Genomic DNA, 13,174 nt, shown 5'->3' on the forward strand with positions numbered 1-13,174 from the left:
GTTTTAAAACGTATCCTATTTTCTGCAACATTTCTTTCAATATTTACATTGACATTTTTATATCTTAGTGACATTTTTTATAGTAGAACGTTAATTAGCCTGTTTATTATTGTTTATCTTGGGATATATTTGTATTTATGGTGGTTTAATAAGAGAAAAGAAATGTATATATCTCTAATAGCAATATTCTATCTATCTTGGTTGGCAACCAGATGAATGTTTCTCTGACTGTCTATTTTCTTATATCATCATACTTTTTACAGCACAGCCAAATTTTCTTATATGTTGGAGTAGACTTATCATAAAAAACTGAAAATAAGTCAGTTATATTTCCAAAAGTCATATCGCAATACCATATTTTAACAATTTATAACACACAGTTCTTCATGTCATTGTGACTATTTGTTTCTATTTTTTAAATAATTCACTATTACTCCTATGCCTTTTTTCTTCCATTTTCCTCATCCTTTCGAACAAGGATGGAAACATTCACTTTAAATTGGTCACACAAAATTATCATATCTCTGTGAGCATCTAATATTGTGGTCTTAAATGAGTAAAAACTATTGAAAATCAAATATTTTTTGATTTCTCAGATACTAACGAGGTAATTTCACTTTGTATAAGGTATTTACATCTGTTTCTTTTAGCGATGTTGCAACCATCATTTTTTCATCGGGGGTTACAGCAAATGAAATAACGGGTATATTGAACTTAAATTGTTCCAATAAATTCCCTTCCCAATCAAACACCATTAGCTCGGGGCGAAACTTATCCATGTGCTTCATCACATTTTCCTTAGTGCTATTCACCCAAAGCACGTAAATAAATGATTCTGTGCTATATACTTCTGCAAAATAAAGCCGTTTATCGTCAGTTTGTTCTATACTAACAGCCCCTTTATGAAGTACTTTCCCTTGAAAATCGTAGATTTTAAACTCTGGTTTATGTTGATAAAATTGTGCTACACGCTGGTTATTTTTATTCACACTCAAAATGGAGGATAGCAAATACGGCTCCTGAATTTCCTCTGGTTTAGGACTTATTTTTTCGCCAAAATCGGTTATTTTTCGATCTTTAAAGTCATATTTATGAATATCTGATTGATTTTCTTTGTATGAATAGGGTAAGAAAATGAAACTATCATTGGAAAGTTTCTTGGCTTTATTGAAAACAGATTCTTCGGAAATTATGTGTTGCTTATCCTTTCCGACTGCGGTAGTATCACCCAACTGATAGGTTACAAAACTTCTCATGTCCAACATAGAAAGCTCATTACCTTCAAGTTCAAAAGATTCTTGAATGACCATGTTCAAATCGTTAGGTCCTTGTCCTATATTTCCAAAAGAATAAAGATATTTTAATTCAGGTGAGAAAACATTAAACATTTGCTCATGAACATTATTGAAAACAATCACATACTTCTCATTGGCAATTACTTTGGAAGGTCGAAACAACTCTTTGGGCGTTTCGACAGATTCCATAATAAGAGGAGACGGAGATTTTGGTTCAATTTCGTTTTTTTGATTACTTGAGCAAGAAAAAAGAGCAAGTGTTACAAAGAGAATAGTATAAAATTTCATATTTAGTATATTTATGGGATACTCCCCGTTTAACCTATATTTTGTACAAATTATTTCGATATTTTATTTTATTGATTCTGTCAAACTCAATAATTATTATTTTAAGTGAAATCCATTAGAATTGTACATATCTAAAAAAGAGTGAATCAACTCTATTACCAAAGATAAAACAAGTCGATTCACCTTTGATGTACCTTACTTTACTTTAATATTATTAAAATGACTTTTGATCAAACCTCTAAGTTAGCCAATGTCAAATCACTAAGCGCTGCGTTACTATTATTCACACTTCTGCCTATTCCGTAGCACACAACCAAAGCTACAACTGCTGTGGCAATTACGCTTAAAAATTTAATTTATAAACTTTCATTCGTGCTTGTTCATCTTCGTTTGAATTATCTACTTCTAAAAGATATGTATCACTTCCAAACAGAGCATACCTATGCGTACCTCTATTTTTACTTTCTTTAATAGCCTTTATGTTTTCAACATTTGGACGTCTAAAATCACACAAATAGTATTTATCAAATCGTTGATCGGCTTCCATTTTCCTTTTTTGAAAATCGATAACATATTTACCTATTTCAGATTTGATATAAAAGTTATCACCCACTTTTAAGAGATTGTCTACAATACTATTCTCAGCCATGTAGGTTAAAACACCTTGTGGGTCTGAGTTAAACATGGAATGTGCATCTTGAACTTTTTTTACAATAAATTCATCATCTTCAAAAAAAGCATCTTTACTTAGAGAAAATGTTTTTAAATCTACATGATAAAGAGATAATTCACTTGGTTTTGTAAAATAAAGATTTCCCCTCTCTACAATCATGTTAGGTTTAGAAGCTACTGATAAAAGGAGTAAATCCTCATCAGTTAGCTCTCCTTGAATAGATTTTATAATTTTATCTTCTTTTAGTGAATAAATTTCAATTATTGCATCTTTCTGTCCATCACTTTTATAAAAACACACACTATTTTCATCTAAAAGTTTAAAGTTTTTTATAGCTTTTCTATAATTAAAATTTTCTCTAACAAACCTTCCTTTTCTGTCATATTCAATTAGTTTAAGAGTACTTGAGCACCAAATATAAATAGACTCATTGTAAATATTTATTAATGTAGGGGTTACATATTCTCCAGGTCCTTGTCCCATTCTATTGAAAACATTTAGCTGTTCCCCCATCACGGTGTACTCTATGATATTATTATCGGCAAGTACAAAAAAAGAAGAGTTGTCATAAAAGCTAAAATCCTTAATGTTACCTACCAAATTAATATTTTCTTGTAGGTTGCATACATGTTCTCTCGTATCCTTTTTTTCTTGTGTAATAACCGTGATTTTCTTATTTTTTTCTTGGCAAGATAGAAGAAGTAGGAGAAATAATGGAATTATGTGTCTCATAAAGTTTTTTTTATGTAATTAATTTCACTTAGCTGTTCGTAACTATTTTATGTTTATCTTTTGCAATCGAAATCTATATGTGAATCAGATTAAAACGCACAATATATTGTTGATTTACACGCTATTGTGCTTTATTAAATTTATTTACTACTACATTTATAGCATCCTCCTGTCGTACAAGTCATTTTTGGAAAAGCAACATTCCCTATTTCTACAGTTACATGCCAAATAGGATCACTAAGTTTTGCTAATCCTCCACAACCCTCTTCATCAGCCAACGCTTCCAAATTAGCTAATGTCAAATCACTAAGTGCTGCGTTACTATTATTCACACCTCTGCTTATTCCGTAGCCCGCAACCAAAGCTACAACTGCTGTGGCAATTACGCCTTTTAAGAATTTGTTTAAGCAAAAGTAAACAACAAAACGAAATAAAACAAAAAAAATGTAAATTTGTTTTGTTATTTTTTTAAGAATACGCTCCATCTTTAGTTTTGCCCGTGCAAGAGTAATTAGATACCCAAATGAACCACGCTTTTCACGCTATATACTATTCGGGTACTACCCCCCAATAACGCGAATCTCCAGAGTTTTCCAAATGGTCTACTCCCATAAATTCACTCCCGTCCGAAGGTTTCTAATTTTCAGATGAGAGTGAATTTACTTTTTAGGTTAAATCTAAGACATAAGTATATAGTTTTTTTTCAAAAATTCTACGCTTTCCATTATCCACATCTCTAAAAAGCATCAATAATTACACGAAATCCATAGTTTATATTGGTATTAAATCATCATATTCAAAACAAAAATGACTGAAAATAAACAAATTAAGTATTTTAATATACTTTTATATTTCAGAATAATTATTAAATCAAAAAAAAACATTAAATTGCAACCCTTTTACGGTGCTTCCTATTTTTTAGGGATATATTTATGAAGATAAAAAAATACATATGGCTGTTTTTGGGTATTTTTATAGTTGTTTCCTGCGATTATTTCGTAAAGGAAAAACCCAAACACGCTATTGCTCGTGTAGGAGATGTATATCTCTATAAAGATGAGATAAAATCCATCATGCCAATAGATTATACTAAGGAAGACAGTATAAACATCGTCCAAAAATACATCAATAGTTGGGCAATAAAGGAATTGATGCTTTCCAATGCTGAACGTAATATTTCTGATGATGAAAAAGCAGATTTTGAACGTTTGGTAAATGATTATAGAGCGGATCTATATCTGAATTCATACAAACAAGGATTGATTAACAGCAGCATCGACACTTTAATCAAGGAGGAAGATTTACAATTTTTCTACGAGGCTAACAAGGAAACTTTTTTACTCAATGAATCTCTGATCAAGTTGCGTTATATACATTTATCATCGGCCGAAAAACAAAAAAGAATATCTGCTTTAGAAGAAAAATTAAAGCGTTTTAACGCCGAAGACCGTCACGAACTGGATTCTATAGGTTTACAATTCAATTCAATATATTTAGGGGATTCGATCTGGGTAAAAACGGAAAGTGTAGTAAAAAAACTTCCTTTTTTAGAGGAAAAATTAAAAGAAAATAGAATTTTCTTCACCAACCATAAAGATTCTACGGGAGTATATCTGGTACAGGTACGCAATGTGCTACGAAAAAACGAACAGGCTCCAATGGAATATGTAAAACCAACATTACGCCAAATCATATTGAATCAGAGAAAATTAGAGTTCGTAAAAGAACTTGAAGCAGACATAATAAATAGAGGAATTAAGAAAAAACAATTTGAAATTATTTATGAATAGAAAAATCATAACCGCTATCGGAATGCTATTTTTTGCATGTGGACTTTTTGCTCAAAATGAAGAAATTACATCTTCTCAAAAGCGAATCAAGGTAGAAGGCGTTGCAGCTGTTGTGGGTGATTATTTGATTTTAGAATCGGACATAGACAAAGCTTTTGCTGAACTACAACAGCAGGAGGTGGACATCAAAAACATCACGCGTTGCGAATTGCTTGGCAAATTAATGGAGGATCGTTTGTTCGCTCACCAAGCTGTACAAGATAGTATTCCTATGACAGATTCCGAGGTTCGTGAATCTGTAAACAAACGTGTTGCCTTTTTGGTAGAACGTATCGGAAGTATGAAAAAACTATTGGAATTTTACAATAAGGACAATGAACAGGATATGCGTGAGGAGTTGTTCAATCTTTTTAAATTGAATATGTTGAGCCAACGCATGAAAGGTGAAGTCGTCAAAAATGTAGAGGTTACGCCAGAAGAAGTGCGTTTGTTTTTTAACGCCATTCCCGAAGAAGAACGTCCTATTTTCGGAACCGAATTGGAAATCGCTCAGATAGTCATCGACCCAGTGGCACCCAAATCCGAAGTGCAAAAAGTGATTGACCGATTGAACGAAATCAAAGCGGATGTGGAGCAAACAGGAAGTAGTTTTTCTATGAAAGCCATTCTCTACTCTCAAGACCGTGGAACAGGAGGAGAAATGCTGACTTTCAACCGAAATTCACCTTATGATAAAACTTTTAAAGATGTAGCATTTACACTGCAAGAAGGAGAAATTTCTAAACCTTTTGAATCAAGCTTTGGATGGCACATCATTGAAATGGTTCGGATTAGAGGGAAAGAAGTGAGCGTTCGCCACATTCTGTTAGTTCCTGATGTCCCAAGAACTGCCTTGGTAGAAGCGAAAGAAAAAATCGAAAAAATTAAAGAACGTATTGACAATAAAGAATTTACGTTTTCCGATGCTGCACGTAACTTTTCCGATGAAAAAGAGACCAAAGGCAATGGTGGACAATTAGTCAATCCTGATGACCTTTCTTCTCGTTTTGAGCTAACCCGTATGGAACCAGTACTTTACAATCGAGTTTCTAAATTAGGCGACAACGAGGTCTCCATCGCTTATTTGGACGAAGATGCCAATGGTAAAAAACGCTACAAAATATACCAAGTAACCAATCGCCATGAGGAGCATAAGGCTGATTTTGTGAAAGATTATGTAAAAATTCAAGACCTCACACTGAAAGAAAAACAGTTGAAAACCATCGCAAAATGGATAAATGAAAAAGTTGAAAAAACACATATCGTTGTAAAGGGAACATATAAGGATTGTAATTTTTCGAACAATTGGTTGAAGAAATAAAACAAAATTTCTGATATGTAACCTTGTTCCGTGATACTAAAATCGTACAGCAAAACCTACAAAATACTAAAAATGCAACTTTTTTATAATGCCAACATTGACGAAGATGACCATAACTTCTATTTTGACAAAGAAGAAAGTCAGCATATTGTCAAAGTATTACGTAAAAAAGAAGGCGATCAACTGTACATTACCAATGGAAAAGGATATTTATTTAAAGGAAAAATAACCCTTGCGACTACCAAACGTTGTGAGGGTAACATTTTGAATGTCAAATATAAAGAAAAACATTTCTACAATCTTCATTTAGTGGTTGCCCCCACAAAAATGAATGAACGCTATGAATGGTTTTTAGAAAAGGCCGTAGAAATTGGCGTAGATGAAATTACACCCGTCATCTGTCAGCATTCCGAACGAACTGTTGTAAAAACAGAACGCCTTGAAAAGATCATTCTCTCGGCAATGAAACAATCATTGCAATTTCACCTACCGAAGCTCAATGAACCAATCAATGCATTGGATTTTTTTCATAGATACAAAGATGAGAAAAGTTCTAAATATATTGCCCATTGTCAAGAAGAGAAAAAAGTATTATTCTCGAAAATACTCCATCCTTTTCCGCAAAAATTAATCGTGCTGATAGGCCCTGAAGGCGATTTTTCTAACGAAGAAATTAAAACAGCATTCAGCACTGGTTTTCAGGCTATTTCATTGGGTGAAAACCGATTACGAACTGAAACAGCAGCTATTGTAGCGTGTAATGTCGTTGCTACAATGGCAACACTTTAAAATAGAAAATCACTAAATAAAAAATAATATGAACTCAAAAATGATTGCTAACGGAATATTAAGAGCTGTGGGAATAATGGTCTTAGTAGTTTTATCTCTTTATGCTCTTTCCCTTTTGAAATCAATTCTGATTTACATAGTCTTAGCATTGATAATCACACTTTTAGGAAAACCATTCGTTTTCTTTTTTCACAGACGACTAAAAATCAGAAGCAAAAGCGTTTGTGTAATCCTAACGATGACCATATTCATCATCTTAAGTTTGGGGGTTTTCAGTTTGTTCATTCCTTTGCTAATTTCACAAGGTAAAAATCTTTCGGGACTTAACATTGACCTACTCCGTACAAATTTGGATAATCTTTTACTGCATTTTTTTAAATTGACAGGAGTGAGCAAGGACGAAGAAGAAACTCTACTCAGCGTATCAGATGCTTTAAATTTCATTGACATTCCAAACCTTATAAACTCGTTTATCTCATTCATAGGAAGTTTTGGCGCAGGACTATTTTCTGTACTTTTTATTACGTTTTTCTTCATGAAAGACAACACTTCACTAATGAAGTCAACGCTGTCGTTATTACCGAATTCGCAAGTAAAAAGAACACGCACATCAATTGTAAAAATCAACAGCTTACTTTCACGCTACTTTGCAGGGCTGATTCTACAACTGACTATTTTGTTTGTTATTTACACCATCGTATTACTTATTTTCGGAGTACAAAACCCTTTCATCATCGCGTTTTTATGTGCTTTATTAAATTTGATACCCTACATCGGGCCTATTATAGCCTTTGTACTAATGGCTTTACTGACGATGAGTAGCAATATCGACAATGATTTTATGTCGGTTACCTTGCCAACTACGATTTATGTTCTGATAGGTTTCCTCATTGGACAGTTCATCGATAATGTGTTCTCACAACCGCTTATTTTTTCTAACTCTGTAAAATCAAGTCCATTAGAAATTTTCTTAATAATTTTGATATGCGGTACACTTTTCGGGGTTATAGGCATGGTAATTGCCATTCCTGCCTACACTGTATTGAAAGTTATCCTGAAAGAATTCTTACCTAACAACAAAATAGTCAAAATTCTTACGAAAAATTTTTAAAGAAAGATACACACGTTTTAATTGGAGAAATAAATCAATTTTCGGCGATATATCGTCAATAGTTTTGATTTGGATACAAAACCAATATAGGCACCTTCTTTCACCACGGGTAAATTCCACGCTCCTGTGTCTTGGAATTTCTGCATGATGTCAGGCATTTTATCTACTCCTAAACAGATGATTGCCGGAGGTTGATGCATGAGATCACCCACTTTTATTTGATCATATAACGCTTGGTTAAACATCATCTGACGTATATCGTCTAAAAGGATAATACCTTCAAAACTCTGATTTTGAGCATTTACCACAGGAAATATATTCCGATTAGATTTTGTAATAGCCTTTTCAATCAATTCTCCCAAGTTCATCTGTGCGGTTACGGGAATAAAGTTTTTCTCAATCACTGCATCAATATCCATCAGAGTGAGTACCTTATGATCCTTATCATGGGTGATTAGGTTTCCTTCTTGTGCCAAACGTTTTGTATAAAGTGAATGCTTTAAATAGTATTTCGACAAGGCAAAGGATACGGAAGCTACAATCATCAATGGTACAAAAAGCGTATGTCCTCCTGTAAGTTCTGCAATGAGAAAAATGGCTGTAAGCGGTGCGTGTAACACCCCTGCCACCAAACCTGCCATCGCTACGAGCGTAAAACTGGCTAACGGAACGGAATGCCCTAAAAACGGTAATTGATTAATGGTTCGTGCTACTAAATTACCCAATATTCCTCCTGTGAAAAGAGCTGGAGCGAACACTCCTCCCACCCCTCCTGCTCCAACGGTAGTTGCCATAGCAACCACTTTGAAGAGAACAAGCCCTAACATTAAAGCAATAATAGACCAAGGATTATCTACCTCCCAATTAAATGCATTTTGCAACACCTCTTTCGGGTTGCCACTAATGAGTTTATTCATAACCTCAAACCCTTCTCCGTAAAGGGGCGGAATGAAAAAAACTACCAATCCTATCATCAACCCACCAAAAAACAAACGTTTGATTAGACTATCAATTTCTTCAAAATAAGCGGTTATTCGTTGAAAAATTGTACAGAAATAAATAGACACTGCTCCAGTCAAAATCCCCAAAACAATGTAATAAGGGACATCTGCCAGAGTAAATTCTCCATCTAAATTAATAGGCATCAGAATTTCATTTCCAAGAAAAAAATAAGATGTAAGCACCGCTAACAATGAAGATGCCATCAGAGGCAAGAGTGACATCAAAGTCAATTCTAAACTAAATACTTCAATAGCAAATACGATAGCTGCCACTGGAGCCTTGAACATTGCAGCCATGGTAGCTGAACAGGCACAGGCTATAAGCAAAGTTCTATCAGATTGGTTTACGTGAAACAATCTGCTCAAATAGGAACTAAATCCAGCTCCTGAAATGACCATAGGGCCTTCCAATCCCACCGAACCTCCGAAACCCACTGTAAAAGGGGCTGTAACGAGACTTCCATATGTATGATAGGTAGGAATAATGCCTTTGAGTTTAGACATGGCGTAAAGGGTATAAGGAATGCCTGGCTCTAAACGTTTTCTAATGACGTACCTCAGTATAAAATACACGATTAAAAAACCTATGGTGGGAAAAACGAAATAAAAAGCTCGGTGATAAGAAGCTACCAATCCATTTTGCAACACAAATTGAATTAAAAGAGTTACTTTTTTTATGAATACAGCAAAAACCCCCGAAACAACACCAATAACAGCACACAAAATGAGAATAAATTGACGATTGGTAAGATTTTTTGCCTTCCAAAATAAAAATCTAACAAATAAACTTCTCTTTTTTAATCCCATTGGTCAGTTAATTAAGTTTCGGTTGCTTAAATCAAAAAACACAAAATACTCATCATCAATAACATAAAGCTCATTTTTTCGATAAGGTAAAGTATTTTTCTGATTGTATAATTTATTATATATTCATTACCTGGTTGACTCTCTTATTTGTAGTGATGTTTTTATAATTTCTGTTCTAAAATTACGGTCTTGATTAGTATTTTCGATACTTTCAACGAGTAATTCCATTGCTTTTTTACCAATTTCGGCTCCATGTTGATCAATAGCAGTAAGTTTCGGATACGAATACTTCGCCAAAGAACCATCGGCAAAAGTAATAATTCCTAATTCTTGCGGAATTTTAATATTTCGATCGTGAGCTTCACGTACTGCCCTAACTGCCAAAAACTCATTATTACACAACAATGCATCAAATTTACATTTGTCAAAAAATTCAGAAATGATTGTATCGGAATGTACATCTTCAACCGCTAAGATTAAACTTTCATCTATCGGAATTTGAGCATCTGAGAGCGCGTTTTTATATCCTTGTGTACGTAAATTTGCTACGCTGATGTAATTAGGAACAGTCAGTAGCCCTATACGATGGTATCCCGCCTGAATTAAATGATTCACAGCCCTGTATGAGGCCATTGCATCATCTACAATTACCTTGTCGCAATAAATATCTTGAGCCACTCGATCAATAAGCACCAAGGAAAGTTCTTGATTTAAAATTTCACGCAAATGATGATAATCCTTTTTAGCTTCACTGCCTTTGGAAAGAGCCACTATAAATCCATCAATACCCGTTTGCATTAATGTTTCGATATTTTTAACCTCTTGCTCAAACAATTCATTTGAAAAACATGTTACAATATTGTAACCTTTCTCTTCAGCTACACTAGCTATACCACTCACAACAGTTGAAAAAAAATCATGTGCAATCTCAGGAATGATTACACCTACCGTTTTAGATTTTTTATTTTTTAAACTCAAAGCTATCGAATTAGGTCGGTAGTTATGTAACTTTGCAAAAGCCTTGATTCTTTCAGTAATCTCTTTACTAATCTCTCCACTGTTGTTAAGAGCCTTAGAAACTGTTGAAATACTAACATTCAATTCTCTGGCGATATCCTTTATACTTATTTTCTTTTTCATTATTCTTTCTATCCAATTTTCCGAGTAAAAATAGGCATATTTTCTCAAAAACCAAAACTTTTATAAAATTTAAAATCCTCGCCGTCCAATGACAGCGAGGATTTATTATTTTGAAAAAAATCAAATCGTGAAAGACCTATCCACCGAAGTCGTCGAAGCGGATATTTTCATCAGGCAGACCGAAGTCTTGTCCCATTTTTTGTACCGCTTTGTTCATCATTGGAGGTCCACAGAAATACAATTCGATGTCTTCTGGTGCATCGTGCTTGCTCAAATATTGGTCGATAACCGCATTGTGAACAAATCCTGTAAATCCGTCTCCTTCAGTATCGTTAATGTCTTTCTTAACTTTCCAATTATCCTCTGGAAGTGGCTCAGACAACACGATGAAGAACTTAAAATTCGGGAACTCACGCTCCAATTCCCAGAAATGCTCCAAGTAGAACAACTCTCGTTTAGAACGTCCTCCGTACCAATACGTTACTTTACGTCCTGTTTTCAACGTTTTGAACAAGTGATATAGGTGCGAACGCATCGGTGCCATACCTGCACCACCTCCTACGTACAACATTTCGGCATTCGATTCGTTGATGAAGAATTCCCCGTAAGGACCAGAAATAACCACTTTATCACCTTTCTTACGAGAGAAAATGTATGATGAAGCCACCCCGGGGTTTACGTTCATCCAGCCGTTTTTAGCTCTGTCCCAAGGTGGAGTCGCAATACGAACGTTCAACATAATTTCACGTCCTTCAGCAGGATACGAAGCCATTGAGTAAGCACGTTCTACGGTTTCGCCATTTTTCATAACCAAAGGCCAAAGGTTGAATTTGTCCCATTCCATTTTGAATTTTTCAGGTTCTCCTGGGTGTTCTGCAGGGTGAGCCGTGATGTCAATATCAGAATATTTAATCTCACAAGGTGGAATTTCAATCTGAATGTATCCCCCCGGTTTGTAGTCCATATCCTCAGGAATTTCAACCACAAATTCTTTGATGAACGAAGCTACGTTGTAGTTACGAACCACGACAGCTTCCCATTTTTTGATACCAAAGATTTCCTCAGGAATTGAAATTTCCATATCTTGTTTTACCTTCACCTGACAAGCCAAACGAGCTCCTTCTTTTAGTTCTTTTTTGGTAAAGTGAGGCGTTTCTGTTGGAAGAGCCTCACCTCCACCCGAAAGCACGTGGCATTCGCATTGGATACAAGACCCTCCGCCCCCACAAGCCGAAGGCAAAAATATTTTCTGATTTCCTAATGTAGAAAGTAACGACCCTCCCGAAGGCACTTCAATCACTTTCTCGCCGTTAATCTTGATTTTTACAGGTCCTGACGGAGCTAACTTCTGCTTTACAACCAGCAAAAGTGCCACCAACAGCAAGGTTATCACCAGCAAGGCGATTACTGTTACTGCTACCGTTACAAATATACTACTTGACAATACCATTACTTAATTTCTTTTGTGTTATTGGCTAATTTTTCAGTTTTATCAACTTTTTGCTCCATCATCGTTTGGGTTTTCTCTTCTTCGGCTTTTTTAGTGCCACCGGTAAGCATACCTCCGAAACTCATAAAGCCGATAGCCATAAGCCCCGTGATGATGAATGTAATTCCCAATCCGCGAAGAGCAGGCGGTACGTTCGAGTAACGGATTTTCTCACGAATGGCAGCAATGGCAACAATCGCCAAAAACCAACCAATTCCCGAAGCCAAACCGTAAGTAGCCGCCAAACCGATAGACGGAATTTCACGAGATTGCATAAAAAGCGAACCTCCCAAAATCGCACAGTTTACAGCAATAAGCGGTAAGAAAATCCCCAAAGAGTTGTACAATGCAGGAGCAAATTTTTCAACAATGATTTCTACTAACTGAACCATTGTAGCCACCGTTGCGATGAACAAAATGTAGGTCAAAAAGCTCAAATCATAGCTTGCATACTCTTCGCCCAACCAAGCCAAAGCTCCTTCTTTGAGCAAATATTCGTTCAGTAGCCAGTTCATCGGAACAGTTACAGCCAATACAAAAATAACCGCCGCTCCTAAACCAACTGCCGTAGATACTTTTTTGGATACCGCAAGGTACGAACACATACCCAAGAAGGTTGCGAACACCATATTATCTACGAATATCGATTTAAAAATCAGTTCAATATATTCCATTTTATAATCTTTATAAAGTTAACCA

The 13,174-nt window shown here is 35.0% G+C and carries 11 protein-coding genes; 4 read left to right on the forward strand and 7 right to left on the reverse strand.

What is annotated here, in order from left to right; all coding sequences use genetic code 11:
* Nucleotides 1-599 precede the first annotated feature (599 nt).
* The 3 genes from ACF3OB_RS04060 to ACF3OB_RS04070 all read right to left on the reverse strand — a co-directional run bounded on the left by ACF3OB_RS04060 (nt 600) and on the right by ACF3OB_RS04070 (nt 3,473).
* Entirely contained in the window at nt 600-1,583 is a 984-nt protein-coding gene (locus ACF3OB_RS04060) for a BF3164 family lipoprotein (RefSeq protein WP_095912349.1), read from the reverse strand.
* A 343-nt stretch (nt 1,584-1,926) separates the two neighbouring features.
* Nucleotides 1,927-2,988, reverse strand: coding sequence for a 6-bladed beta-propeller (locus tag ACF3OB_RS04065; RefSeq protein ID WP_392448462.1), 1,062 nt, complete (start codon nt 2,986-2,988; stop codon nt 1,927-1,929).
* A gap of 140 nt (nt 2,989-3,128) precedes the next feature.
* Complete coding sequence (locus ACF3OB_RS04070) at nt 3,129-3,473, reverse strand: NVEALA domain-containing protein (protein WP_095894062.1); 345 nt, start codon at nt 3,471-3,473, stop codon at nt 3,129-3,131.
* Nucleotides 3,474-3,920: 447 nt separating this feature from the next.
* Here ACF3OB_RS04070 and ACF3OB_RS04075 point away from each other — a divergent pair, with 447 nt between their 5' ends.
* From ACF3OB_RS04075 to ACF3OB_RS04090, 4 genes are all read left to right on the forward strand, one after another.
* Nucleotides 3,921-4,778, forward strand: coding sequence for a peptidyl-prolyl cis-trans isomerase (locus tag ACF3OB_RS04075; protein WP_198540561.1), 858 nt, complete (start codon nt 3,921-3,923; stop codon nt 4,776-4,778).
* Nucleotides 4,771-6,138, forward strand: a complete 1,368-nt coding sequence (locus ACF3OB_RS04080; protein ID WP_042343446.1) for a peptidylprolyl isomerase — start codon at nt 4,771-4,773, stop codon at nt 6,136-6,138. Before ACF3OB_RS04075 ends, ACF3OB_RS04080 begins: the two co-directional genes overlap by 8 nt.
* A gap of 72 nt (nt 6,139-6,210) precedes the next feature.
* A complete protein-coding gene (locus ACF3OB_RS04085) occupies nt 6,211-6,927 on the forward strand; it encodes a 16S rRNA (uracil(1498)-N(3))-methyltransferase (protein WP_392448464.1) in 717 nt (238 codons plus the stop codon).
* Between the two features lie 28 nt (nt 6,928-6,955).
* Nucleotides 6,956-8,038, forward strand: a complete 1,083-nt coding sequence (locus ACF3OB_RS04090; RefSeq protein WP_042007866.1) for an AI-2E family transporter — start codon at nt 6,956-6,958, stop codon at nt 8,036-8,038.
* 17 nt (nt 8,039-8,055) lie between these two features.
* On the opposite strand, the gene ACF3OB_RS04095 is transcribed toward ACF3OB_RS04090, so the two are convergent.
* From ACF3OB_RS04095 to nqrE, 4 genes are all read right to left on the reverse strand, one after another.
* The gene (locus tag ACF3OB_RS04095) at nt 8,056-9,846 is read right to left on the reverse strand and encodes a chloride channel protein (protein WP_042343451.1); all 1,791 of its coding nucleotides are present in this window, start codon (nt 9,844-9,846) and stop codon (nt 8,056-8,058) included.
* A gap of 126 nt (nt 9,847-9,972) precedes the next feature.
* Entirely contained in the window at nt 9,973-10,986 is a 1,014-nt protein-coding gene (locus ACF3OB_RS04100) for a LacI family DNA-binding transcriptional regulator (RefSeq protein ID WP_095894059.1), read from the reverse strand.
* Between the two features lie 136 nt (nt 10,987-11,122).
* Nucleotides 11,123-12,436, reverse strand: coding sequence for an NADH:ubiquinone reductase (Na(+)-transporting) subunit F (nqrF, locus tag ACF3OB_RS04105; protein WP_013997001.1), 1,314 nt, complete (start codon nt 12,434-12,436; stop codon nt 11,123-11,125).
* Nucleotides 12,436-13,149 (reverse strand): NADH:ubiquinone reductase (Na(+)-transporting) subunit E, encoded by a 714-nt coding sequence (gene nqrE, locus ACF3OB_RS04110; protein WP_392448467.1) that lies wholly within the window; start codon nt 13,147-13,149, stop codon nt 12,436-12,438. The genes nqrF and nqrE overlap by 1 nt, the downstream gene beginning before the upstream one ends.
* Between the last annotated feature and the right edge of the window lie 25 nt (nt 13,150-13,174).

It is taken from the genome of Capnocytophaga canis (assembly GCF_043187445.1).
GTDB classification, from domain to species: Bacteria; Bacteroidota; Bacteroidia; order Flavobacteriales; family Flavobacteriaceae; genus Capnocytophaga; species Capnocytophaga canis.